Annotated in this window: 19 protein-coding genes; 4 read left to right on the top strand and 15 right to left on the bottom strand. The window is 67.8% G+C overall.

Translation table 11 applies throughout. The annotated features are described in order from the left end of the window. Nucleotides 1-44: 44 nt before the first annotated feature. The 5 genes from AC1DHY_RS06575 to AC1DHY_RS06555 form a co-directional block, all read right to left on the bottom strand. A complete protein-coding gene (locus AC1DHY_RS06575) occupies nucleotides 45-1070 on the bottom strand; it encodes a DegV family protein (RefSeq protein ID WP_476878902.1) in 1026 nt (341 codons plus the stop codon). A gap of 69 nt (nucleotides 1071-1139) precedes the next feature. Continuing rightward, nucleotides 1140-3674, bottom strand: coding sequence for a leucine--tRNA ligase (gene leuS, locus AC1DHY_RS06570; protein ID WP_476878903.1), 2535 nt, complete (start codon nucleotides 3672-3674; stop codon nucleotides 1140-1142). Between the two features lie 344 nt (nucleotides 3675-4018). Beyond that, entirely contained in the window at nucleotides 4019-5533 is a 1515-nt protein-coding gene (gene glpK, locus AC1DHY_RS06565) for a glycerol kinase GlpK (protein ID WP_476878904.1), read from the bottom strand. Between the two features lie 77 nt (nucleotides 5534-5610). Then, the gene (locus tag AC1DHY_RS06560) at nucleotides 5611-6360 is read right to left on the bottom strand and encodes an MIP/aquaporin family protein (RefSeq protein ID WP_476878905.1); all 750 of its coding nucleotides are present in this window, start codon (nucleotides 6358-6360) and stop codon (nucleotides 5611-5613) included. Between the two features lie 152 nt (nucleotides 6361-6512). Continuing rightward, complete coding sequence (locus tag AC1DHY_RS06555; RefSeq protein ID WP_476903355.1) at nucleotides 6513-8297, bottom strand: glycerol-3-phosphate dehydrogenase/oxidase; 1785 nt, start codon at nucleotides 8295-8297, stop codon at nucleotides 6513-6515. Nucleotides 8298-8422: 125 nt separating this feature from the next. Between AC1DHY_RS06555 and AC1DHY_RS06550 the strand changes: the two genes are divergently transcribed. Genes AC1DHY_RS06550 through AC1DHY_RS06535 form a run of 4 tightly spaced genes read left to right on the top strand, consistent with a single transcriptional unit; the run spans nucleotide 8423 to nucleotide 12336 of the window. Further along, nucleotides 8423-9385 (top strand): sugar-binding transcriptional regulator, encoded by a 963-nt coding sequence (locus AC1DHY_RS06550; RefSeq protein WP_476878907.1) that lies wholly within the window; start codon nucleotides 8423-8425, stop codon nucleotides 9383-9385. A 58-nt stretch (nucleotides 9386-9443) separates the two neighbouring features. Beyond that, a complete protein-coding gene (locus tag AC1DHY_RS06545) occupies nucleotides 9444-10313 on the top strand; it encodes an aldo/keto reductase (protein ID WP_476878908.1) in 870 nt (289 codons plus the stop codon). 11 nt (nucleotides 10314-10324) lie between these two features. Then, entirely contained in the window at nucleotides 10325-11254 is a 930-nt protein-coding gene (locus tag AC1DHY_RS06540) for an alpha/beta fold hydrolase (protein WP_476878909.1), read from the top strand. Next, entirely contained in the window at nucleotides 11251-12336 is a 1086-nt protein-coding gene (locus tag AC1DHY_RS06535) for a glycosyltransferase family 4 protein (RefSeq protein WP_476878910.1), read from the top strand. Before AC1DHY_RS06540 ends, AC1DHY_RS06535 begins: the two co-directional genes overlap by 4 nt. On the opposite strand, the gene AC1DHY_RS06530 is transcribed toward AC1DHY_RS06535, so the two are convergent. The 10 genes from AC1DHY_RS06530 to carA all read right to left on the bottom strand — a co-directional run bounded on the left by AC1DHY_RS06530 (nucleotide 12313) and on the right by carA (nucleotide 24878). Next, complete coding sequence (locus AC1DHY_RS06530) at nucleotides 12313-12918, bottom strand: NUDIX domain-containing protein (RefSeq protein WP_476878911.1); 606 nt, start codon at nucleotides 12916-12918, stop codon at nucleotides 12313-12315. The genes AC1DHY_RS06535 and AC1DHY_RS06530 overlap by 24 nt on opposite strands. Before the next feature lie 55 nt (nucleotides 12919-12973). Next, complete coding sequence (locus AC1DHY_RS06525) at nucleotides 12974-15121, bottom strand: primosomal protein N' (protein ID WP_476903354.1); 2148 nt, start codon at nucleotides 15119-15121, stop codon at nucleotides 12974-12976. Nucleotides 15122-15268: 147 nt separating this feature from the next. Continuing rightward, a complete protein-coding gene (metK, locus tag AC1DHY_RS06520) occupies nucleotides 15269-16504 on the bottom strand; it encodes a methionine adenosyltransferase (RefSeq protein ID WP_476903353.1) in 1236 nt (411 codons plus the stop codon). 79 nt (nucleotides 16505-16583) lie between these two features. Continuing rightward, complete coding sequence (locus AC1DHY_RS06515) at nucleotides 16584-17873, bottom strand: bifunctional phosphopantothenoylcysteine decarboxylase/phosphopantothenate synthase (RefSeq protein ID WP_476903352.1); 1290 nt, start codon at nucleotides 17871-17873, stop codon at nucleotides 16584-16586. A gap of 26 nt (nucleotides 17874-17899) precedes the next feature. Continuing rightward, nucleotides 17900-18163, bottom strand: coding sequence for a DNA-directed RNA polymerase subunit omega (rpoZ, locus tag AC1DHY_RS06510; protein WP_138769242.1), 264 nt, complete (start codon nucleotides 18161-18163; stop codon nucleotides 17900-17902). Between the two features lie 44 nt (nucleotides 18164-18207). Next, entirely contained in the window at nucleotides 18208-18777 is a 570-nt protein-coding gene (gmk, locus tag AC1DHY_RS06505; protein WP_476880618.1) for a guanylate kinase, read from the bottom strand. 39 nt (nucleotides 18778-18816) lie between these two features. Next, complete coding sequence (mihF, locus tag AC1DHY_RS06500; protein ID WP_476880617.1) at nucleotides 18817-19134, bottom strand: integration host factor, actinobacterial type; 318 nt, start codon at nucleotides 19132-19134, stop codon at nucleotides 18817-18819. Nucleotides 19135-19415: 281 nt separating this feature from the next. Then, complete coding sequence (gene pyrF, locus AC1DHY_RS06495) at nucleotides 19416-20294, bottom strand: orotidine-5'-phosphate decarboxylase (RefSeq protein ID WP_476879861.1); 879 nt, start codon at nucleotides 20292-20294, stop codon at nucleotides 19416-19418. Continuing rightward, complete coding sequence (gene carB, locus AC1DHY_RS06490) at nucleotides 20287-23637, bottom strand: carbamoyl-phosphate synthase large subunit (protein WP_476903351.1); 3351 nt, start codon at nucleotides 23635-23637, stop codon at nucleotides 20287-20289. Before carB ends, pyrF begins: the two co-directional genes overlap by 8 nt. After that, nucleotides 23637-24878 carry a glutamine-hydrolyzing carbamoyl-phosphate synthase small subunit gene (gene carA, locus AC1DHY_RS06485; RefSeq protein ID WP_476879863.1) on the bottom strand — a complete coding sequence of 414 codons (1242 nt, stop codon included), beginning with the start codon at nucleotides 24876-24878 and terminating at the stop codon, nucleotides 23637-23639. The genes carB and carA overlap by 1 nt, the downstream gene beginning before the upstream one ends. Nucleotides 24879-24905: the final 27 nt, after the last annotated feature.

Genomic DNA, 24905 nt, shown 5'->3' with positions numbered 1-24905 from the left:
CAGCGTAGAAACGGCAGCCATCGGGCCGACAGGGGTATTAACGGCTATGTGGAAAGCGGCCCGGCAGTCTCCGGCGTCGGACCGCTCCCGGGCAGTGGAGTGCTGCTCTCCCCCACAATGACGGCCAGGACGCCGAGTCCGGCGTGGGCAGCCAACACCGCAGGCAGTGCGCTGAGCTGGGCGGGCGGGCAATCCGGAAGCAGCTGACCCAGCCGGGCGGCCATCTGTTCAGCCTCCACCCGGTTACCGAAGTGGTGCACCGCGATCCGGGCCTCCCCGTCGGGGCGGGAGCGCGCATCGGCTGCCACGATCTCTTCGAGCCGGCCAATGGCGCGCGCAGCGGAGCGGACCTTTTCCAGCGGCACTACCTTGCCGCCGTCGACCGCGAGGATCGGCTTGATGGAGAACATGGTGCCCCACAGGGAGGCCGCCGCACCGATCCGTCCCCCGCGGCGCAGCTGCTCGAGGCTCGGCACGTAGAAATAGACCTTGGTGCGGGCCAGCCGTTCCTCGGCGAAAGCCCTGACCTGTCCGGCGCTCCGGCCGTCGGCGGCCGCGACCACGGCGCTCTGCACGCCCATGCCGAGAGCCATCCCGACCGTACGGGAATCGAGGATTTCCACCGGAATCCCCACCCTGGCCGCGGCGAGCCTGGCGGAATCGGCGGTGCCGGAGAGCTCGCCGGAGATGTGGATCGAGACGACTGATTCGAAGCCGCGGGCCGCAGCCGCCAGGTAAGCCTGCTCGAACTGGCCGGGCGAGGGCCGCGACGTGTGGACCGGCACCGCGCCGGCAAGCGCCACGGCGATGGTCTCGGCGATGTCGTCCTCACCCTCGCCGTAGATCTCGGTGCCCACCATCACCGGCATCGGCACCACGGTGAGGCGCCCGTCGGCGGTGAAGTCGCGCACCCACTCCGCGGGCAGCGCGGCGGCCGAATCCGTGACCACTGCGGTCCGCACGGCCACGGCAGGCACGGGTTCAACAACGGCGCCCGGACGGGTGGCCTGGCGGAGCCTGATGAGGCGTTCGCGCAGCCAGGGCCAGCCAGGGGGCTCACGGTCGGGCACCACACACCTCCTGGAAGAGTTCCGGCCGCCGGCGTCTGCCGGCGGCCGGATCGAAAATGGCCTGCCCGGCTAGGCCGGGACGATGTTGACCAGTTTAGGGGCCCGGACAATAACCGTGCGGATTCCCCGTCCGTCCATCGCGCGCTGGACGTTCTCGGACGCCAGGGCCAGTTCGCGCAGTTCGTCCTCGGTGATGTCCGGCGAAACCTCCAGCCGGTCACGCACCTTGCCCTGGACCTGGACGACGGCGGTGACAGAGTCCTGCACCAGCAGGGCCTCGTCATGCGTGGGCCAGCCGGCGTTGGCGACGGACGCCGGGTGTCCCAGCACGTTCCAGAGGTCCTCGGCCGTGTACGGGGCGAAGAGGCTCAGGATGACGGCAACAGCTTCCACAGCCTCGCGGACCGCCGGATCCGCACCGCCGGCGCCCCCTGCAGCGTCGATAGTTTTGCGGGTCGCGTTCACCAGCTCCATGAGCTTGGCAACCACCACGTTGAATTTGTTGTGGTCGAGCAGGGCCTGCGCGTCGGCGATGGTGCGGTGGGTGACCGTGCGCAGGGCCCGGTCGCCGGTGGAGAAGTCGACGCCGGGTGCGCTCGTAACGTCCTGGCCGAGCCGCCAGGCGCGGGCGAGGAACTTCGCGGAGCCCGACGGCGATACGTCGGCCCAGTCGACGTCGTCCTCCGGCGGGGAGGCGAAGATCATGGTCAGGCGCACGGCGTCGACGCCGTACTTGTCCAGCTGTTCACCCAGGTCCACACCGTTGCCCAGGGACTTGCTCATGGCTTTGCCGCCGTTGAGAACCTGGCCCTGGTTGAGCAGGGCACGGAAGGGTTCGTCGGCTTCGATCAGTCCGAGGTCGTGGATGACCTTCGTGAAGAAGCGTGCGTACAGCAGGTGCAGGATGGCGTGCTCCACACCGCCGACGTACTGCCCCACGGGCATCCAGTCGTTGATCTTGGCCGGGTCGAATGGTCCCTCGGTGTAGTCCGGGGAAACGAAGCGCAGGAAGTACCAGGACGAATCCACGAAGGTGTCCATGGTGTCCGTGTCCCGTTTCGCCGGGCCGTGGCAGGTGGGGCATTCGACGTTGACCCAGGCCTCGGCGGCGGCCAGCGGGGAGGTGCCCTTCGGGGACAGGTCCTCGCCGCGCAGGTCCTCGGGCAGGGTGACCGGGAGCTGGTCATCCGGGACCGGCACTTCGCCGCAGGACGGGCAGTGGATGATCGGGATAGGGGTTCCCCAGAAGCGCTGGCGGCTCAGCAGCCAGTCGCGCAGGCGGAAGTTCACGAATTTCTCGCCCGTTCCTTGCTGGGCCAGGATCTCGATGGCGGCCGGGATGGCCTCGGCCTTGGGCAGGCCATCCAGCGCGCCGGAATTGATCAGGGTGCCCTCGCCGGAGGTCGCCGTGCCGGAGACGGCAGGGTCCTCCTCGCCGGTGTCCAGCACCGCCCGGACGGGCAGGTCGAACGTCTTGGCGAAGTCGAGGTCGCGCTGGTCGTGGGCCGGCACGGCCATGATGGCGCCGGTGCCGTAGTCCGCCAGCACGTAGTCGGCGGCCCAGACGGGCAGCTTTTCGCCGTTCAGCGGGTTGGTGGCGTACCGGCCGGTGAAGACGCCGGTCTTCTCCCGTTCGGTCGACTGCCGTTCGATTTCGGACAGCGCCTTGACCTGTTCGCGGTAGGCGTCCAGGGCTGCGGCGTGCTCGTCGGTGACCAGCTCGACGGCGAGCGGGGCGTCCGCGGCGACCACGAAGAACGTCGCGCCGTACAGGGTGTCCGGACGGGTGGTGAAGACGGTGACGTCCTTGGCGGGCTTGCCGGCGTCGGCTTCGATGACGAAATTGACGTGCGCACCCTCGGAACGGCCGATCCAGTTTTTCTGCATGGCCAGCACGCGCTCGGGCCAGTGGCCGCGCAGTTCGTCCATGTCATCGAGCAGGCGGTCCGCGTAGTCCGTGATCTTGAAGTACCACTGGTTCAGCGATTTCTTGGTCACGGCGGTCCCGCACCGTTCGCAGGCGCCGTTGACGACCTGTTCGTTGGCCAGCACGGTCTGGTCCTTGGGGCACCAGTTGACCGGCGAGTTCTTGCGGTAGGCCAGGCCGCGGTCGTAGAACCGCTTGAAGAGCCACTGGGTCCAGCGGTAGTACGCGGCGTCGGAGGTGTGCAGCCGGCGGGACCAGTCGGCGGAGATGGCGTAGCGCTTGAAAGACGCCGCCTGGGTGTCGATGTTCGCGTAGGTCCACTCGCTGGGGTGCGCGTTGCGTTTGATGGCGGCGTTCTCGGCCGGCAGGCCGAACGAGTCCCAGCCGATCGGGTGCAGCACGTCGTAGCCCTGCTGGCGCAGGTAGCGGGCGACGACGTCGCCCATCGCGAACGCTTCGGCGTGGCCCATGTGCAGGTCACCGGAGGGGTACGGGAACATGTCCAGCACGTAGCGGCGTTCCTTCGACCCGTCATCCAGCGGCGTGAAGACCTTGAGGTCCTCCCAGACCTGCGGCCACTTGGCCTCCATGGCTGCGAAGCTGTAGGCGCCCTCCTCGGGGCCTTCGCTTGCGATGGCTGCTGCTGTTCCGGTCTCTGTCTCCGGCTGAACGCTCACTGCTGGCCTCTTCTGTTCTTTCGATCTTGTCGGATCAGGACTGTCCTGCCTGATCCCAGGTCCCCTGCTGCTGCCCGGTAATTGCCCCGGACACACAAAAGCCCCTCGACACGGAGGGGCTGCCGCTCGGCAATCCGGCTGTTCGTCGGGATGCCGGGCGGCTAACTAAGCAGGAGGATCGCACGCATACGACTACTTTAGCGCAAAGCCCGCCGCCCCCAAGGTAAGTCGCCACGAGCGGCTGGATCGGAACGCTGAGAAGAGGGAGGCCGCACCCCGCCAGGGTGTGGTGGGCACCGCGAAGCGGGCGGGGCGGGTGCGGCCTCCCTCGTCAGAGCTGTGGCCTACTTCACGTCTTCGTCGACCCACTCCATGGACTTGGTGACGGCCTTCTTCCACAGACGCATCTGGCGGTCACGCTCGGCCTGATCCATCTGCGGCTCCCAGCGCTTGTCCTCGGACCAGTTGGCCGAGCACTCGCCCAGATCCTTCCAGAACCCGACGGCCAGGCCGGCCGCGTAGGCCGCACCCAGGGAGGTGGTCTCGACGACCTTCGGCCGGATCACCGGCACACCGAGGATGTCGGCCTGGAACTGCATCAGGGCGTCGTTGGCGACCATACCGCCGTCGACCTTCAGCTCCGTGAGCGGAACCCCCGAGTCCGCATTCACGGCGTCGAGGACCTCGCGGGTCTGGAAGGCCGTGGCCTCCAGGGCCGCGCGGGCGATGTGGTTCTTGTTCACGAAGCGGGTCAGCCCGACAATCGCGCCGCGGGCGTCGGAACGCCAGTACGGTGCGAAGAGGCCGGAGAACGCCGGAACGATGTACACGCCGCCGTTGTCTTCGACGGAGGCGGCCAGGGTCTCGACCTCCGGGGCGCTGCCGATCATGCCGAGGTTGTCGCGCAGCCACTGCACCAGCGAACCGGTGACAGCGATCGAGCCTTCCAGGGCGTAGTGCGGCTTGGCGTCGCCGAGCTTGTAGCCGACGGTGGTGAGCAGGCCGTTCTTGGAGTGGACGATTTCCTCACCGGTGTTGAAGATCAGGAAGCAGCCCGTGCCGTAGGTGTTCTTCGCCTCGCCGGTATCGAACGCCGCCTGGCCGAAGGTGGCCGCCTGCTGGTCGCCGAGGATGCCGGCGACCGGAACCTCACGCAGCAGCTGGGAGGTGTGGACATTGCCGTAGACCTCGGAGGAGGACTTGATGGCCGGCATCATCGAGGCCGGGACACCGAAGGCATCCAGGATTTCCTGGTCCCAGGACAGCGTTTCAAGGTCCATGAACATGGTCCTCGAGGCGTTTGTGACATCGGTTACGTGCACGCCGCCGTCGGTACCGCCGGTCAGGTTCCAGAGCACCCAGCAGTCGGTGTTGCCGAAGACAAGGTCCCCGGCCTCGGCCTTGGCGCGGGCGCCCTCGACGTTGTCCAGGATCCACTTGATCTTGGTGCCGGAGAAGTAGGTCGCCAGCGGCAGGCCCACCTTCTGCTTGAAGCGCTCCGGCCCGCCGTCCTTGGCAAGTTCGTCAACGATCGACTGTGTGCGGGTGTCCTGCCAGACGATCGCGTTGTAGACGGCCTTGCCGGTGGTCTTGTCCCAGACCACCGCGGTCTCACGCTGGTTGGTGATGCCGACGGCGGCGATGTCGTGGCGGGTGAGGTTGGCCTTGGACAGCGCCGAGGCGATGACCTCGCGGGTGTTGTTCCAGATCTCCGCGGGGTCATGCTCAACCCAGCCTGCCTGCGGGAAGATCTGCTCGTGCTCCATCTGGCCGGAGGAAACGATGTTGCCGCTGTGGTCGAACACAATGGCACGGGTGCTCGTGGTTCCCTGGTCAATGGCAATTACATACTGGTTCATGCTGACGTCCTTGTCTTGTGGGCCTGACGGTTGAAGTGATGCGATTCGAGCGGGCTAATACGGTTGGATCGGCGGGGCTACGCGGCCGCAGTGGCGATGATCGGCACGATGGCTGCGACGATGCCGGCGAGTCCGCCGCCAACGAGCGGGCCGACGACCGGGATCCAGGAGTAGCTCCAGTCCGACGCGCCCTTGCCCTTGATGGGCAGCAGCGCGTGGGCGATGCGCGGACCGAGGTCACGGGCAGGGTTGATGGCGTAGCCGGTGGGGCCACCGAGGGAGACACCGATACCGACAACGAGCAGGGCGACTGCCAGCGGGCCAAGTCCCGAGGGGGTCCCGCCGAACGTCAGGATGACGAAAACGAGGACGAAGGTGCCGATGATCTCGGTGATCAGGTTCCAGGGGGTGGAGCGGATGGCCGGGCCGGTGGAGAACACGCCGAGCTTGCTGGCGGGCTCGGGTTCGGCGTCGAAGTGCTGCTTGTGGGCCAGCCACATCACGACGGCGCCGAGGAAGGCACCAAGCAGTTCACCGCCGAAGTAGGTCAGGGTGGAACCAAAGTCCACCGCGACACCGGGGGCGTATTCCTTCTTGCCGTTGAGCAGCAGGCCGAAGGTGACGGCCGGGTTTAGGTGCGCTCCGGACTTGGCGGCAACGAAGACACCGCAGAAGACAGCAATGCCCCATCCCCACGTGACCATCAGGAACCCGCCGTTGTTGCCCTTGGTGCCTTTGAGCGCAACGTTGGCCACAACGCCGCAACCCAGCAGGGTCAGCATTGCGGTGCCGAATACTTCGGACAGGAAAACTATTCCAAGAGACATCTTTGACTCCTCTATTTTCTGTTGTCAGCCCTTCGCGAGTTTGAAGGGCCGTTGGGCCGGCAGCGGTTTCGCGCTGCCGGCCGGCCACTGCGACGCCCCGGAAGGAGCCGCAGTCTTTGCTCCCGGACAAACCCGTCCGGTCGCACAAGCTCTTAGGCGACCAGGCTGTGGACCTGGACGCCGTGGTTCCGCCGCAGCACCTCCTGGGCGTGGTTGATCTCGGCGCTGCGCTTTTGCGCATCCCAGCCCAGCGGTCCGGCCAGGATTCCGGCCACCTCATTGAGGAGTTCGCCGGTCACCAGCCCGCGGAATGCCAGTGAGGTGCGGCGGACCAGGACGTCGATCAGGTGGCCGACCTGCTCGTTGTGGGCCATGAACTCCAATTCACGGACGCTCAGTTCCCGGGTGGAGTGCAAGGCCCGGTCCTGTCCGGCGTCAAGATAGGCCATAACGTCCACGGCGCGTGTGCCGTAGCGGGTCAGCAGGCCGGCGGTGCGGTCCGCGTCGCGGCCGGCGGCCATGTGGGACTTGATCCAGCGCTGGACGCCGTCATCGGTCTCCGGGAAGCCGGCACCGCCGCCGATGGGGAGCTTCGCCGTCGAGACTTTCCGCTCCAGGCCGAGTTCGGCGAGTACGTCGTTGCTCAGGTGCTCGGCGAGGGCACGGAACGTGGTCCACTTGCCGCCCACCAGGCTGAGCACGACCGGGGTTTCCGCGCCTGACTTGCCGGCTCCGCCGCGGCGTTCGATCCGGTAGTCGCGGCTGACGAATCCCGGCTGCGTGGCGTCGTGCCGGGGCAGGGGGCGGACTCCGGAGAAGCTGTAGACGATCTGTTCACGGTTCACGGCGACGTCCGGGAAGACGTGGCCAATGAGGTCGAAGAAGTAGTCGATCTCAGCCTCGGTGCACACGGCGTCCTCGGCGGGATCGGCGTCGATGTCGGTGGTGCCGACGAGGACCCTGTCACCCATCGGGTAGATCAGGACGATCCGGCCGTCGGTGTGTTCGAAGAAGATCTCGCGGCCCTGGCAGGCCTCCAGCAGCTCGGGGTGGTCCAGGACAATGTGGGAGCCCTTGGTGCCGCCCATAAAGGCGGACGCGGAACCCATGGCCTGGTTGGTCAGGTCCACCCAGGCGCCGGTGGTGTTGACCACGACGTCGGCGCTGAAGTCGAAGACCTCGCCGGTCAGTTCGTCGCGGAGCTGGACGGTGCCTGCTTTTCCGCCGGCGGATGCGCCGTCCATGGAGACGAGCGAGAGATAGTTGCTGGCGCGGGCTCCGTTGCCGCCCGCTTCGCCGACCTTCTCGCCGTCCTGCAGGACATCGAGGGTGAGCCGCTCCGGGTTGTGCACGGAAGCGTCGAAGTAGGTCGCGGCGTATTTGATGCCGCGGTGCAGCCGGGGCAGCTCCGCCAGGGCACGCTTGCGTCCGCGGAACTGGTGGCGCGGAACGGTCCCGCCGTCGCGGGAGAAGGAGTCGTACATGCTCAGGCCAAGCTTGATCAGGAAGGCGCCGCGCTCCTTGGGCGCACCCTGCTGTTTGTGGGTCAGGAACCGCAGCGGCGCGGCGAGGATGCCGGAGAAGGTGCTGAAGATCGGGATGGTGGTCTGCAGCGGTTTGACGTAGTGCGGGGCGATCTTCAGGAGGCGGTTGCGTTCCACCACGGACTCCTGGACCAGCCGGAATTCGCCGTTCTCGAGGTACCGGATACCACCGTGGATCATGTGCGAGGAGGCGCCGCTGGCGCCCTGGCAGAAGTCGCCGCGTTCAACGAGTGCGACGTCGACGCCCTGGAGCGCCAAGTCACGGAAGGTTCCGACTCCGTTGATGCCGCCGCCGATGATCAGCACTTGCGCGTGGGGCCTGTTTCGCAGCCCCTGCACGGATGTGCGGGGTGCGCTCGACGCCGGATGGCCGGATGAAACCTTGTTTCCCAAAACTGCTCCCTAGGGATTGGTGCTGTGCGACGCGCCGATAGGGCACGCCGTCGTTCATCACTATTGTTTGGACTAATGGAAAATGGAGTCAAGCACTATGCACAAACGTGCAGATCGGAATCATCATGTCGCCAACACGCCCGTCCGATGCACTCCGGGCCGCCCAGCTTTATTACCTCCAGGACCTCACGATGGACGCCATCGCCAGGGAGTTGCGGACCTCCCGGTCGACCGTCTCGCGGCTGCTCTCAGCGGCCCGGGAGTCGGGGCTGGTGCAGATCCAGATCCGCAGCCCGCTGGACACCGGACCCGAACTTGCCAGCATGATCCGGGCCGAATACAAGGTGGACGTCCACGTGGTTCCGGTGGTCGACACGCTCAACGAAGCCGAAACCCTGGACCGGGTGGCCATGCAGGCGGCCCGGACCATCGGGCCGCTGGTGGACTCGAACGCCATCATCGGGGTCGCGTGGGGCTCCACGCTGAGCGCAGTCAGCCGGCACCTGACTCGGAAGATCACCCATGACAGCATCATCGTCCAGCTCAACGGTGCCGGGAACATGCAGACCACCGGCATCACCTACGCCTCGGACATCATGCGGCGCTTCGGCAGCGCCTACGGTGCCCGGGTGGAGCAGTTCCCCGTGCCGGCCTTCTTTGACCATGCCGAGACCAAGAAGGCCATGTGGAATGAGCGCAGTGTGCAGCGGATCCTGCAACTGCAGTCCCGGATGAGCATCGCCATTTTCGGCGTCGGATCGGTCGACGCCGATTACCCCAGCCATGTGTACGCCGGCGGCTACCTGGACGAGGACGATCTCAGCGTCCTGGCAGGTTCCGACGTCGTCGGCGACGTCGCAACCGTCTTCTTCCGCGCCGACGGCTCCTCCGACGGTATTACGCTCAACGAAAGGTCCACCGGGCCGGACCTGGCCCAGCTGCGGCAGGTCCGGCGCCGGATCTGCGTGGTGTCCGGGGCCTCCAAGATCAACGGACTGCGGGGCGCGCTCGCCGCGGGCCTCGCCACCGACCTGATACTGGACGAGGCCAGTGCCCGGCGACTGGTCAGTTCCGAGGGCCTGGCCTGACGGCGTTGCCGTCCCCCAGCAGCACCGTCCCGGGCGCCGGACTGGGTAGAGTCGGGGTATGCGAATCTCCCCCCGGCTGACCTTGAACAATGGCGTGATGATGGACCGCCTCGGGTTCGGCCTCTACAAGGTACCGCCGGCCGACGCCGCCGGACTGGTCACGATGGCGCTGGAGGCCGGCTACCGGCACGTCGACACAGCCGCGATGTACGGGAATGAGACCGGCGTGGGAAAGGCCATCGGGGCCCTCTCCGCGTTCGACGGCTCGGCCGGGGGCTCCGGCGAACTGCACCCCGCCCTGGCCCGCGAGGACATCTTCGTCACCACCAAACTCTGGAACGACGACCAAGGCTACGACGCGACACTCCGGGCCTTCGACACGTCCATCGCCAAGCTGGGACTCGAATACATCGACCTGTACCTGATCCACTGGCCGTGCGCCCAGCGCGGGCTCTTCACCGAGAGCTACCGCGCCCTCGAAACGCTGTACCGCGAGGGCAGGGTCCGCGCCATCGGGGTGTCGAACTTCCAGCCCGCGCACCTGGACCGGCTGCTGCAGTCGGCAGAGGTGGTGCCGGCCGTGAACCAGATCGAGCTGCATCCGTGGCTCCAGCAGGCCGAACTGCGGGCCCTTCACGCCTCCCTGGGCATCACCACCGAAGCCTGGAGTCCGCTGGGCCGCGGACAGCTCCTCGAGGACCCGGTGGTCCTGCAGCTTGCTGAGGCGCACGGCCGCAGCGCCGCGCAGATCATCCTGCGCTGGCACCTGGAACTGGGCAACGTGGTCATTCCCAAGGCGAGCTCCTACGCCCGGATCCGCGAGAACCACGACATCTTCGGCTTCAGCCTCAGCACCACCGACCTGGATGTCCTCGCCGGACTGGAGCGCGGGTTCCGCACCGGCTCGAACCCTGACAACGTCAACTAGGATCCGAACGAATGGAACACGTGGCCACCGAGCCCTCTCCCCCGCGTCCACTGCTCAGCGCGGAACTTGATTCACGCACCAGTGCCTCGGCCGTCGACCTCAACGGCACCCGGGTGGCGTACTGGAGCTACGAACCGGCCCACGTATCGCCAGAGACCCGGACAATCCTCGTCATCCATGGCTTCCGCGGCGACCACCACGGCCTGCTGCGGGTGGTGGACCAGTTGCACGGGATGCGCCTCATCATGCCCGACCTGCCCGGGTTCGGCGCATCGGGTGCTTTCGGTGCCGGGGGGCACAGCGTCGCCGGCTATGGCGGGTTCGTTGCCGACTTTATGGCGGCCCTCGGCTTGGGGCCGGACACGGTGCTCCTGGGCCATTCTTTCGGTTCGATCATCGCCAGCCATTTCGTGGCCAGCCACCCCGGCGCCGTCGCCGAACTGATCCTCATCAATCCGATCGCCGCGCCCGCCCTGGAAGGCCCCAAGGGCCTGATGACGAAGGCGGCCGTGCTGTATTACGAGGCGGCGGCCCGGCTTCCGCGCAGGCTCGGGAACGCGCTCCTGCGCAACCAGCTGATAGTCCGGGTGATGAGCGAGACCATGGCCAAGACCAAGGACAAGGCGCTGCGGGAGTTCGTCCACGCCCAGCACAGCGCGTACTTTTCGGCGTTCGCGGACCGGGACAGCCTGCTTGAGGCCTTCAAGGCTTCTGTCGGCAGCAACGTCGCCGAGGTGGCGCCGCGGCTCACCCTGCCCGTCCTGCTGGTGGCGGGCGAAAAGGACGAGATCGCCACCCTTCCCGACCAGTACAAACTGTTGCCGTTGCTGCCGGACGGAACCCTCGAGGTCATTCCCGGCGTCGGGCACCTGATCCACTACGAGACCCCGGAACCCGCCGCGGAATTCATCCGCCGCTTCCTGAAGGACCACACCGCGTGAAAATCCTCATCGACGCCCGCTTCACCCGGATTGGCCACCACGACGGCATCAGCCGCTACGGTTCAAGCCTCATCGCTGCTGCCGCTAAGGTGGCCGATGTCTCCATGCTGATCAGTGACACCCGCCAGCTGGCCTTGCTGCCGGACGTCCCCTACACGCTGATCAACAGCCCGCTGTCCCCGGCCGAACTGTTCGTGGCCGCCAAAATCAACCCGCTCGGGGCGGACGTGGTGGTCTGCCCGATGCAGACCATGGGCACCTGGGGCCGGAAATACGCGCTGGTGCTGACCCTGCACGACCTCATCTACTATGAACACCCTGCCCCTCCGGGCTTCCTTCCTGCTCCCGTCCGGGTCCTGTGGCGGCTCTACCACAAGGCGTTCTGGCCGCAGCGGGTCCTCCTGAACAGGGCCGACGTCGTCGCCACCATTAGCGCCACCACCGAGGCGCTGATGGCCAAGTACCGCCTGACCAAGCGTCCGGTCCGGATTGTGGGCAACGCTCCGCAGCCTGTGCCGGCCCCGCGTGATCCGGGCGCCGGCTCCGACCGGACGGTGCTCTACATGGGGTCGTTTATGCCGTACAAGAATGTCGAAACCATGGTCCGCGGCATGGCGGAACTGCCCGGCATGACCCTGCATCTCCTGAGCCGGATCACGCCGGAGCGCCGGACCGAGCTGGAGGCGCTGACGCCGGCGGGAGCCGACGTCGTGTTCCACAACGGGGTGACGGACGCCGAGTATGAGGCCCTGCTGGCCCGGACCACGGCACTTGTCAGCCTCTCCAGGGCCGAGGGGTATGGCCTGCCCCTGGTGGAGGCGATGTCGCACGGCACACCGGTCATTGCCAGCGACATCCCCATCTTCCGCGAAGTGGGCGGGGACGCTGTCAGCTACGTCGATCCGGAGTCGCCGTCGGCCTTCGCAGCCGCGGTCCGCGAACTCGCGGAGCCCTCGCTTTGGAAGGACCGGTCCGCCCGGGCCGTGCAGCGGGCGTCGCAGTTCAGCTGGGACGCCTCCGCGCAGCACCTGCTCGCTGCCGCCGAAGAGGCCGTCGAACTACGGCGGCGCAAGCGGCGGTAGCCCACACCCGTCGGCCACTTCGACGGTTCCCTGCCCGTTGGACGCGACTGGACGTCGAGTGGGCCCGGAACCGTCGAAACGGCGAGCGTCGAAACGGCTGGCGGCGAAATGTGAGATCACCGCGGCGTCGTCGGCGTGGTACGTCCGCCAGGGCGAGTCCACTTCGACCCACAGCGCGGGTTGGCCCGGTTCCGGGACCAGCTCCGCATCCGGGTCCGCCGTCGCCCAGTAGGACACGTTCAGAGTTTCCGGCAGGTCCCGGTGGTAGGAGCGGAGGGCGGCGTGCGCCGGGCGGCCGGCAATAACCGGTCGCAGACCTGTTTCCTCTGCCAGCTCCCGGATGGCGGCCTCCCGCGGCGCCTCCCCCGCCTCGACTTCTCCGCCGGGCGGCACCAGCCCGCGCCAACGATGCTCCACAACGAGTATCCTGCGGAAGTCCGGAGAGAAGACCCACACGTCGGCGGCCAGCGGTCGCTGGTCCGCACGCCAGATGGATTCGATCCACTCCTGGAGTCCCTCTTCGGCGGTATGCGCCAGCGACAGATCCCGCAGCGCCTCATCCACAACACGCTTGTACTGCATGGAACCTCCTGGTGGTTGCCGGATGCGGGTGGTTCCCCACCGTTGGACGCAGGCGCTACAGCACGTCCACACCGTCGAGCCGAAGCTGCACGGGGTCGTCGCTGCGCTTGGCCGCGGCGGCTGCCTTCGTGGCACGCAGCGCTTTGGTAACCTCGGCGGCCTGGGCGTACGGGATAAACAGCAGCGTCCGGACGTCATCTCCCCCGGGCCGGCCTGCCCCGGCCGGCGCCGGCATGCCCGCGCCGGATCCGGGCACCGGGGCGGGGCCGGCCGTCCGCAGCACAATCCCCTGTTTGGCGAGCCCGGATTCAACGGCCTGGGTGAAGTGCCCGACGGCGGTCCGGCCGCCGGTGACGGACGCGATCCGCACCGCCGGCGGAAGCGACAGCTCCTGCCGCAGGGCCAACTCGCGCCCGGCGTATCCGGCGGGGTCCCAGCGCAGCAACGCCCCGACCCCTGCCGCGTCCTCGGCCGTGATGACCACCAGGCCACCTGCGGAGGCCGGCCGGACCAAGGCCGCTGCGTTGAACCAGCGGCGGACGGCGTCCTCTCCCGCGCGCAGGTTCTCCCGGCGCAGCAGCGAATCGCCGTCGAGCAGCAGCGCCGCGGCGTACCCGCCGGGTGCGACCGGCTCCGCGCCCACCGTGGCGACCACGAGGGCCTTGGAATCGGGCACGACCGCCAGGACACGGTCGCCGGATGAGGTGATCACGGGTTTGCCGGGAAAGGCCCGGCCGAGTTCCTCAGCTGTCCGCAGGGCTCCGGTGGCCCCACGCCGCAGCCGGACCCCGTTGCAGTGCACGCAGCGCCACTCGGGGGCCGCCGCAGAGCACCAGCGGCAGACGGGTACCGCTGCGCTGCCGGCCGGACCGGCAATCGCGAGCGGGCCGCTGCAGGCGGTGCAACGGGCAGGTTCGCGGCAGCGCTCACATGCCAGGGAGGGCGCGTAGCCGGCGCGGGCGACCTGCACCAGGACCGGACCGCGCTCGAGGCCTTCTTTTGCCGCCCGCCAGGCGGCCCCGGGGAGCCGGGCGATGCGGGCCAGCGGATCGCGTTCCTGCTCAAAACTGTCCGCGGTGTTGACGACGCGGGGAACTGTCCGGCGCAGCACGGACCGGCCGGCCTCCACGGCATTGGCCCAGCCGGATTCCACCAGCCGCTGCGTCTCAGTGCTGCGGGTGTGCCCGGCCAGCAGGCACGCGGCACCCTCGTGGGCTGCGCGGAGCAGGAGGACCTCGCGGGCGTGGGCGTAGGGTGCGCGTTGTTCGATGTGGAGGTCGTCGCCGTCGTCCCAGCACACCACTAGCCCCAACTCGCGGACCGGGGCGTAGGCGGCAGAGCGGGTGCCGACGGCCACGCCCGCGGCGCCACTGAGCAGGCGCAGGAAGCTCCGGTACCTGGGCGTCTGGCCGTCGTCGGCGGTCAGCCGTGCCACGTCACCGGCGGGCAGAAGCTCGAGCAGCGCCGCCTCCACGCGGTCAAGGTCCCGGTAGTCCGGTACCACCACCACGGCACCGCGGCCGGACCGGCGGACAGCAGCCACGGCCTCGGCGATCATCCGGGGCCAGCTGTTGGAGCCGAACCCCTGCAGGACACTCAGCACGGCCCTGGGTGATTCCCCGGCGCCGAGGTGTTGAAGGTACGCGGGGCCGTTGTGATAGTCCGCCCAGCTGGAGTGCCCCGCCACCGCAGGAGCCGCGGTGGCCTCATCAGCGCCGAACAGTGCGGGGTCCAGCACACCGTCCGGGGCGTACTCTTTCTCAAGCTTGGCCATCCTCGGCGGTACGGCAACACGCAGCACGTCGCTGACGGTTCCGGCGTAGCGCGCCGCAACCCTCCCTGCAAGCTCGGCCACGGCCGGAATGAGGACCGGCACCGGGGAGACCACCTTGTGCAGGGGCACCAGCGTATGGCCGGCGTCGGAGGCGGCTACCCGTTTAAGCAGGTACCCGCTGAGTTCCTGGCCGCTGAACTTGACCTTGACCCGGACTCCGGGCCGGGCCGCGGCATCCAGCTCCGCCGGCACGCTGTAGTCGAAGGGCCGGTCGAGATGCGGCAGCGGGGACTCGAGCAGGACGCGGGCCACCGGCAGTTCCGCGGCCAGGGCCGGCCCGGCAGCAGCGGCAGAGGCAGGGAAGCCCTGCAGCAGGGAGAGCTGCAGGGGCTCTTCCTGGGCGGTCGCGCTGCCACGGGTGGAAGCCACGGTACCGGTCTCCCTTCGATCGCTGGTTGCGGGTGGTCAAGGTCCGGTGCCACAGCACTGCTGGCAAAGAACTGTAGCCAGGCCACCGGTTGGCGGCCTGGCTACAGCACATCACAAAGCTACGACATTCAGCGGAACCGGAGCCTCTTAGGCGTTGAAGAAGGCCTTCAGGTCATCCACGCGGTCGAGGCGCTCCCACGTGAAGTCGGGATCCTCGCGGCCAAAGTGGCCGTGGGCGGCCGTCTTGGCGTAGATCGGGCGCTTGAGATCCAGGGCATCGATGATGGCCCGCGGGCGCAGGTCGAAGATCTCGGCGATCGCCGTGCTGATCTGCGCGGGGTCGACGGTCTCGGTGCCGAACGTCTCCACGTAGGTTCCAACCGGACGGGCCTGGCCGATCGCGTAGGCGATCTGGATTTCGGCCCGCTTCGCGAGGCCGGCCGCCACCACGTTCTTGGCGACCCAGCGCATGGCGTAGGCGGCCGAGCGGTCAACCTTGGACGGATCCTTGCCGGAGAACGCACCGCCGCCGTGCCGGGCCATGCCGCCGTAGGTGTCGACGATGATCTTTCGGCCGGTCAGGCCGGCGTCGCCCACGGGGCCGCCGATCACAAAGGCGCCAGCCGGGTTGAGGATGTTGCGCGAGCGGGAGGTGTCCAGGTTGGAGAGCGCCATCACCGGGTCGACGACGTGCTCGGCGAGGTCAGCGCGGAGCTGATCGAGGCTGGCGCCTTCGGCGTGCTGGCTGGAAATTACTACGGTTTCCAGCGAGACCGGGCGGTCGCCGTCGTAGCCCACGGTGACCTGCGTCTTGCCGTCGGGGCGGAGGTAGCCCAGCTGGCCGGACTTGCGAACCTCCGTGAGCCGCTCGGAAAGGCGGTGCGCGAGCCAGATCGGGACCGGCATGTAGGACGGGGTCTCGTCGCTGGCGTAGCCGAACATAATGCCCTGGTCGCCGGCGCCCTGCAGGTCGTAGTCGTCTTCCTGGCGTCCTTCGCGCGCTTCGAGGGAGTTGAAAACGCCCCCGGCGATGTCGTTGGACTGCTGGCCGATCGACACCGAGACACCGCAGCGGGCGCCGTCGAATCCGTTCGCCGAGGAGTCGTAGCCGATGCCGAGGATGGTCTCCCGGACGATCTGCGGGATCTCGACGTAAGCATCCGTGGTGACTTCACCGGCGACGTGGACCAGGCCGGTGGTGGCCAGGGTCTCCACGGCCACGCGGGACTCGGGGTCCTTGGCCAGCAGGGCGTCAAGGATGGAATCGCTGATCTGGTCACAGATCTTGTCAGGGTGTCCTTCAGTCACCGACTCGGAGGTAAAGAGCCGGAGCGAAGCGGGCGTGGACCCGTGGAAGTCTGGGATGTGCAGCGGTAAAGTCACTCAACTACCTTACTGGTTGGGATACGGGCGTCCGGCGGCGTGTGTCGTCCTGCTAAGGAGACGTTGATTACGCCAGCGCTCAAGCGGGCGGGACAACCCGGCTCAACTCGGCGCTGATGCGGTCAATCACGGCAGCCGCGACGTCGGCTTTGGAACCCGACGCCTCTTGGGGTTCGGAGCCGGACCGCGCAAGGATGACTACGGCGTTGCTGTCCTGGCCAAAGACCTGGTCCTGTCCCACCTGGTTTACCACCAGGAGGTCACACGCCTTGCGCCGCAGCTTGTCCCGGGCGTACTCGAGGACGTCGCCGTTGTCGTCACCGGTCTCGGCCGCGAAACCCACGATCAGCTGGTTCCGCGCCGCCGTGTCCCGGATTTCGACGAGTTCGCGCAGGATGTCCGGGTTGCGGACGAGGGTGATGACAGGGTCCGCGACGTCGTCCCGCTTCTTGATTTTGGTCCCGGAAACGTCCGCCGGCCGGAAGTCCGCGACGGCCGCGGCCATCACAATAACGTCCGAGTCCGCGGCGGCGTGCAGGGCAGCCTTGCGCAGCTCGAGCGCGGTTTCCACCCGGACCACTTCGACGCCGCCGGGGGCGGGGACGTCCATGTGGGCTGCCAGCAGGCGGACCCGGGCGCCGGCGTCGCGGGCGGCGGCGGCCAGTGCCACGCCCTGCTTGCCGGAGGACCGGTTGCCGAGGAACCGGACCGGGTCCAGGGGTTCGCGGGTGCCGCCGGCGCTGATGGTGACGGTGAGCCCGGCCAGCGGCCCGTGGGCGGCGGGGTGCGCGTCCGACGCCGGACCGTCCGGGTGCCCGGGCGTGGCTAGATCGGGCGTGGCGGCGGCGCCCGCGAGGGCCAGTGCGGCGTCGAAGATCGCCTGCGGCTCGGGCAACCGGCCGGGGCCGGAGTCCGCACCCGTCAGCCGGCCGGAGACCGGTTCCAGGACGGTGATGCCGCGGCTGCGCAGGGTTTCGACGTTGGCCTGGGTCGCGGGGTTGCGCCACATTTCGGTGTGCATCGCCGGGGCCATAAGGACCGGGCCGCCGGCCATCAGCAAGGTGTTGGTCAGGAGGTCGTTGGCCTGTCCGGTCGCGGCGCGGGCCAGCAGGTCAGCGGTCGCCGGGGCGACGACGATCAGCTCCGCTTCGTGGCCGAGCCGGACATGGTTAACGGTGTGCACCTCGTCGAAGACGCTGTTGCTGACCGGGTGCCCGGAGAGCGCCTCCCAGGTGGCCACCCCTACGAACCGGGTGGCGGCCTCAGTGGGAATAACAGTGACGTCATGACCGGCTTCAGTAAAAAGCCGGAGGAGCGATGCCACCTTGTAGGCGGCAATCCCTCCCCCGACTCCGAGGACTATGCGCACGTGACCTCCGTCAAGCAGCAGAGTTGTTACTCTGCGGCGGCCTCGATCGGCGTGGAAACGAGCTTGCCTTCGTTGATCTCGCGCAGGGCGATGGAAAGCGACTTTTCGTTCAGCTTGGTGTCAACCAGCGGGCCAACGTACTCGAAGAGGCCCTCGTGCAGCTGGGCGTAGTAGGCGTTGATCTGGCGGGCGCGCTTGGCACCGAAAATCACCAGTCCGTACTTCGAATCGGCGGCCTTCAGCAGCTCGTCGATCGGCGGGTTGATGATGCCTTCAAGGTTCGTGGACACGAATTCTCCAAATTCTTACGGGCCGATACTTCCCGTGGCCTGGGTTACGGGTTCGGGGTCAGCCCCATGAGTGAAACAAGCTCGTCCGCTGCCCGGCGAACATCATCATTAACGACGGTGTGGTCGAACTCCGGTTCAGCAGCAAGTTCTAGTTTAGCGGTTTCCAGCCTTTGCTGCTGTTCTTCGGCCGATTCCGTGCCGCGGCCGACGAGCCTGCGGACCATTTCGTCCCAGCTCGGCGGGGCGAGGAAGACAAACTGGGCGTCCGGAACGGCCTGTTTTACCTGCCGGGCACCCTGCAGGTCGATCTCCAGCAGGACCGACCGGCCATCGGCGATGGCGGCGTCAACCGTGCTGCGCAGCGTGCCGTAGCGGTTCCGTCCGTGCACAACCGCCCATTCGAGCAGCTCGCCGTTCTCGACCAGGGAGTCGAACTCCTCGGCGGACTTGAAGAAGTAGTGAACACCGTCCTGCTCCCCGGGACGCGGGGCACGCGTCGTGGCCGACACGGAAAGCCAGACGCCGGGATAGTTGTCCCTAATGTAGGTGGACACTGTGCCTTTGCCGACGGCCGTCGGTCCGGCGAGGACTGTCAGTCCGGGTTTCTTGCTCACGTATTCCTTTGTCGCGGTGGGGCAGCCTGGCGGACCAAACTATTTCTCGTCTATAAAATCTACCAGCGCCCGGCGTTGGTGAATTCCCAGCCCGCGGATGCGCCGTGAGGGCGCGATGCCGAAACGCTCCATGATCGCCGCGGCCCGCACCTGCCCGATGCCCGGCAAGGCCTCCAGCAGCTCCACCACCCGCATCCGCGCGATGGCCTCGTCCGTTTCGCCGGCGCTGAGCAGGTCCTCGATTGACAGGTCCCCGGTCTTGAGCCGTTCCTTGGCGGCGGCCCGGGACACCCTGGCCGCGGCGGCCTTGTGCAGGGCGGCGGAACGTTCCTGCGGGGTGAGGGGTCGCAAGCTCACTGAGGTCCTCCCTGCGTAACTGGACAGGCGATGCATAACCACCCGGCCGGACGAGCCGGGCGGCACCGGGCCCGTGCCGCGGACTCATCCTGAACCTACCCGCTGGGAGCGGCTGAAATCAATGGATCCGAAATCGATGGACCTGAAATCAATGTTTGGGGACCAGCCCGACGTCGGACGGCCGGCTGGCCTCCCGCCGTCGCCGCCCGTTTGCCAGAAATGGCCGCAAAGCCGAGGCTATAGCGGCCATTCCTGGCAAACGGTGTACTGCTGCGTCGCGTCTAAGAGTCGCGGAGTCCGTCGAGGGTCCGCTGGGCCGCGTCCCGGAGTTCGGCGGCGCGCGGTCCGGCGCCGAGAATGTCCCGGCTCGAGGTGCCCAGAACCTGCCCGTACGCGTTGCCGAAGGTGCGCCGCAAATCGGCCGCCGTGGCGCCCTGCGCCCCCAATCCGGGGGCGAGGATCGGGCCGCGCACAGCCGCAAGGTCCAGACCAAGGTCCTGTAGGGCTGAGCCGACGGTTGCGCCGACCACAAGGCCCACGGACCCCAGTTCACCTGCTTCAGCGGTGTAGCGCTGGTTTTCGACGGCGGCGGCCCGGGTGATCCGGCGTGCGACGGAGTCGTCCCCGCCGACGTGCTGCACGGAGGCGCCTTCCGGGTTGGAGGTCAGCGCCAGGACAAACACTCCGCGGCCGCTCTCTGCCGCGAGGTCCAGGGCCGGCCGCAGGGATTCGAACCCCAGATAAGGGCTCAGGGTGACCGAGTCCGCCGCGAGGGCCGAGCCGTCGCGCAGCCAGGCGTCCGCGTACGCTGCCATGGTGGAGCCGATGTCGCCGCGCTTGGCGTCCGCAATGGTCAGCACACCGGAGTCAGCCGCAGCGGCGAGGGTGCGTTCCAGCACCGCCATCCCGGCCGACCCGTGACGCTCGTACAGCGCCACCTGCGGTTTTACCGCGGCAGCGAGGGATCCCACGGCCTCCAGTACTGTCAGCGAAAAGCGCTCCAGCCCGGCGGCGTCGTCGTTCAGGCCCCAGTGCTGCAGCAGCGACGGATGCGGGTCGATGCCCACGCAGAGCGGGCCGCGCTGGGCCATGGCCCGCCCGAGCCGGGAGCCAAAGGACTCCCGGCCGGTGCGGCCGCCGGTACCGGCGGCCTCAGGCATGCTGGGACACCGTACCGGCAGCCTGCGCGACCCGTTCCTCGGCGTCGCGTTTCTGCGACTCGGCGAGGGCGCTGGCGTGTTCCTGCAGGCTGGTGACGGACCATTCGTAGGTCCGCATGGCCTCGATGGCCTGGACGGCCGCGTTGAACTCGGCCACGGTGGTGATGCAGGGAATGCCGATCGAAGTGGCGGCGGCACGGATTTCGTAGCCGTCACCGCGGGCCTCGCCGCCGGACGGGGTGTTGAAGACCATGTCGATCTCGCCGGCGACGATGAGGTCGGCGATGGTGCCCTCCCCCTCGGCACTGGAGCCCTCGGCGACCTTGCGGACCGTGGTGGCCTGCAGGCCGTTGCGGCGCAGCACGTCGGCGGTGCCGCCGGTGGAGACGATCTCGAACCCGAGGTCCGAGAGCCGCTTGACGGCCATGATGACGGCGCGCTTGTCCCGGTTGGCGACGGACACGAAGACCTTGCCTTCGGTGGGCAGTGCGTTGTTCGCCGCGGCCTGGCTCTTGGCGAACGCCGTGTCGAAGTGCTTGTCGATGCCCATAACCTCGCCGGTGGACCGCATCTCCGGCCCCAGCAGGGAGTCAACAACCTTGCCCTCAAGGGTGCGGAAGCGGCTGAACGGCAGGACAGCCTCCTTGACCGCCACCGGTGCGTCCAGCGGCAGCGTGGAGCCGTCACCGGTTTCCGGCAGCATCTTGTAGGCGGTGCGGAGCTGGTTGACGGTCACGCCGGTGCCGATCAGCGCGGCAGCCTTGGCCATCTGCACGCCCGTGGCCTTGGAGACGAACGGGACGGTGCGGGAGGCACGCGGGTTGGCTTCAAGGACGTAGAGCACGTCGGAGGCGAGGGCGAACTGGATGTTGATCAGGCCCCGGACGCCCACCCCCTCGGCGATGGCGCGGGTGGCGGTCCGGACCCGGTCCACCACGTTGTTGCCTAGGGTGATCGGCGGCAGCACGCAGGCCGAGTCGCCGGAGTGGATGCCGGCTTCCTCGATGTGCTCCATGATTCCGCCGAGGTACATGTCCTTGCCGTCGAAGAGGGCGTCGACGTCGATCTCCACGGCGTCCTCAAGGAAGCGGTCGATCAGGACCGGGTGGTCCGGGGTGATCTCGGTGGCGTTGGCAATGTAGCGGGAGAGGTTGGGTTCGTCGTAGACGATCTCCATGCCGCGGCCGCCCAGCACGTAGGACGGGCGGACCAGCACCGGGTAGCCGATTTCGTCGGCGATCTTCTTGGCGTCCTCGAAGGACACAGCGGTGCCGTTCTTCGGGGAGACCAGGCCGGCCTCGTCCAGCACCCGGGAGAAGGCGCCGCGGTGTTCGGCGAGGTCGATGGCTTCCGGGGACGTGCCGAGGATCGGCACTCCGGCGTCGGCGAGCTGCTGCGCCAGCTTGAGCGGGGTCTGGCCGCCGAGCTGGACGAACACACCCATCACGCCGCCGGTGCGTTCCTCCGCCGCGATGACCTCGAGGACGTCTTCAAGGGTCAGCGGTTCGAAGTAGAGCCGGGTGGAGACGTCGTAGTCCGTGGACACGGTCTCCGGGTTGCAGTTGACCATCACGGTCTCGTAGCCGGCCTTGCGCAGCGCCATCGAGGCGTGCACGCAGGAGTAGTCGAACTCGATGCCCTGGCCGATCCGGTTGGGACCGGATCCGAGGATGATGATCGACGGCTTGGAGTGCAGGGCCACCTCATCCTCCTCGTCGTAGGACGAGTAGTGGTACGGGGTGTACGCGGCGAACTCGGCCGCGCACGTGTCGACGGTTTTGTAGACGGGGCGGATGCCCAGGGCCTGCCGGACGCCGCGGACGACGTCCTCGGAGTTGTGCGTCAGGGCACCAATCTGGGCGTCGGAGAACCCGTGCCGCTTGGCCCGCTGCAGCATCTCCTGCGTCAGGGCGGTGGAGCGGCGGATTTCCTGGGAGATCTCGTTCAGCAGCTGGAGCTGGTCCAGGTACCAGGGGTCGATCTTGGTCGCCTCGAACAGCTGCTCCACGGTGGCGCCGCCGAGCAGGGCGCGCTGGACCTGGTGCAGGCGTTCGGTGCTGGGCCGTTTGGCCTTCTCAATCAGCTCGGGGACTTCCCATTCGGGGACGGGACCGAAGTCCAGCTGGGAGCCCTTCTGCTCCAGCGACCGCAGGGCCTTCTGCAGGGCCTCGGTGAAGTTCCTGCCCATCGCCATGGCCTCGCCCACCGACTTCATGGTGGTGGTGAGGGTGGAATCGGCGGCCGGGAACTTCTCGAACGCGAACCGCGGGACCTTGACCACGACGTAGTCGAGGGTCGGCTCGAAGGACGCCGGGGTCTTCTGCGTGATGTCGTTCGGGATCTCGTCCAGCGTGTAGCCGAGCGAGAGCTTGGTGGCGATCTTGGCGATCGCGAAGCCGGTGGCCTTGGAGGCCAGCGCGGAGGAGCGGGAGACGCGGGGGTTCATCTCGATGACCACAACGCGGCCGGTGTCCGGCTCGACGGCGAACTGGATGTTGCAGCCGCCGGTGTCGACGCCGACTTCGCGGATGACGGCGATGGAGATGTCGCGCAGCCGCTGGTATTCGCGGTCCGTCAGGGTCAGGGCCGGGGCGACCGTGATGGAGTCGCCGGTGTGGACGCCGACGGGGTCGAAGTTCTCGATGGAGCAGACCACCACGACGTTGTCGTTCTTGTCCCGCATCATCTCGAGCTCGTACTCCTTCCAGCCAAGGATGCTCTCTTCGAGCAATACCTCGGACGTGGGGCTGTACTGCAGGCCCTGGCCGACGATCCGGCGGAGGTCGCCCTCGTTGTAGGCCAGGCCGGAGCCGAGCCCGCCCATGGTGAAGGAGGGGCGGACCACCATCGGGTAGCCCAGGTCCTCGGCCGCCGTAAGGGCCTCGTCCATGCTGTGGATGATGTGGCTGCGGGCGGATTCGGCACCGCAGCGCTCCACCACGCCCTTGAACTTCTCGCGGTCCTCGCCGAGCTCGATCGCCGCGATGTTGGCGCCGATCAGCTCGACGTTGTACTTCTCCAGCACACCGTTTTTGTCGAGGGCGATCGCCGTGTTCAGCGCGGTCTGGCCGCCCAGGGTGGGCAGGATCGCGTCGGGGCGTTCCTTGGCGATGATCTTCTCTACCACCTCCGGGGTGATCGGTTCGATGTAGGTGGCGTCGGCGAACTCCGGGTCGGTCATGATGGTGGCCGGGTTCGAGTTGACGAGGATGACCCGCAGGCCTTCCTCCTTGAGGACGCGCAGTGCCTGGGTGCCGGAGTAGTCGAATTCGGCGGCCTGGCCGATGACGATCGGGCCGGAACCGATGACCAGGACGCTCTTAAGGTCAGTTCTCTTGGGCATTACTTCTTGTCCTCAGTGTTGGATTCGGTGGCAGTCTGTGTCTCGCCGGCAGGCTTCTTGGTCTCCCCCATGAGGGCGATGAAGCGGTCGAAGAGGTAGGCGGCGTCGTGCGGGCCGGAGGCAGCCTCGGGGTGGTACTGGACCGAGAAGGCCGGGATGTCGAGGCAGTACAGGCCCTCGACGACGTCGTCGTTGAGGCTGACGTGGCTGACTTCCACCCGGCCGAAGCGTTCTTCCGGCGCCTGGGTGGCGCCCTCCAGCGGGGCGTCGACGGCGAAGCCGTGGTTCTGCGAGGTGATTTCGACCTTGCCGGTGCGGCGGTCCATCACGGGCTGGTTGATGCCGCGGTGGCCGTAACGGAGCTTGTAGGTTCCAAAGCCAAGGGCGCGGCCCAGGATCTGGTTGCCGAAGCAGATTCCGAAGTACGGAAGCTTGGCGTCCAGGACGGAGCGGAGCAGGGTGACCTGGCTGTCGGCGGTGGCGGGGTCGCCGGGGCCGTTGGACATAAACACACCGTCGGGGTTGACCGCGGTGACGTCCTCGAGGGTCGCCGTGGCCGGCAGGACGTGGACCCGGACGCCGCGTTCGGCGAAGCGGATGGGGGTCATGCGCTTGATGCCGAGGTCGATCGCGGCGATGCTGAACAGCGGCTCGCCTTCCCAGCCCCAGTCGGCGGGCTCCACCGTGTAGGCCTCGTCGACGCTGACTTCCTCGGCGAGCCGTGAGCCTTCCATCGGCGCGCTGGCCAGGACGGCCTCCACGAGTTCCTTGTCGCTGGCGGCTGCCGCGTCGCCGGAGAAGATGCCGGCGCGCATGGTCTTGTGTTCACGCAGGTGCCGGGTGATGGCGCGGGTGTCGACGCCTTGGATCCCGATGATGCCCTGCTCCGTGAGTTCCTCGTCCAGGCTGCGTTCCGAGCGCCAGTTGGAGGGGCGGCGGGCGGCGTCGCGGACAATGTAGCCTGCCACCCAGATGCGGCGGGACTCGGCGTCGTCCTTATTCACGCCGGTGTTGCCGATGTGCGGTGCGGTCTGCACCACCAGCTGCCGGGCGTAGGACGGGTCGGTGATGGTTTCCTGGTAGCCGGTCATGCCGGTCGCGAACACGGCCTCGCCCAGTGCGGTGCCGGTGGCGCCGTAGCTGCTGCCGCGGAAAATCCGCCCGTCTTCGAGCACCAGCACGGCGAGGGCCGGTGCTGCCGGCGCCCCGTTGGTGGCCGCCGCTGCGGCTGTCTCTGACACTTCTTCTGTCACTGCGTTGGATTCCGT

It is taken from the genome of Arthrobacter sp. 05L44 (assembly GCF_056397605.1).
Note: the sequence above shows the minus strand (reverse complement) of the source record. Positions and strands in the feature narration are given on the sequence as shown.

What these genes read in the sequence shown, in the direction of transcription:
- AC1DHY_RS06560 (WP_476878905.1), bottom strand. Translation starts at nt 6,360, where the DNA reads ATGTCTCTTGGAATAGTTTTCCTGTCCGAAGTATTCGGCACCGCAATG.
- glpK (WP_476878904.1), bottom strand. Translation starts at nt 5,533, where the DNA reads ATGAACCAGTATGTAATTGCCATTGACCAGGGAACCACGAGCACCCGT.
- AC1DHY_RS06540 (WP_476878909.1), top strand. Translation starts at nt 10,325, where the DNA reads ATGGAACACGTGGCCACCGAGCCCTCTCCCCCGCGTCCACTGCTCAGC.
- carB (WP_476903351.1), bottom strand. Translation starts at nt 23,637, where the DNA reads ATGCCCAAGAGAACTGACCTTAAGAGCGTCCTGGTCATCGGTTCCGGC.
- AC1DHY_RS06545 (WP_476878908.1), top strand. Translation starts at nt 9,444, where the DNA reads ATGCGAATCTCCCCCCGGCTGACCTTGAACAATGGCGTGATGATGGAC.
- pyrF (WP_476879861.1), bottom strand. Translation starts at nt 20,294, where the DNA reads ATGCCTGAGGCCGCCGGTACCGGCGGCCGCACCGGCCGGGAGTCCTTT.
- AC1DHY_RS06550 (WP_476878907.1), top strand. Translation starts at nt 8,423, where the DNA reads ATGTCGCCAACACGCCCGTCCGATGCACTCCGGGCCGCCCAGCTTTAT.
- AC1DHY_RS06530 (WP_476878911.1), bottom strand. Translation starts at nt 12,918, where the DNA reads ATGCAGTACAAGCGTGTTGTGGATGAGGCGCTGCGGGATCTGTCGCTG.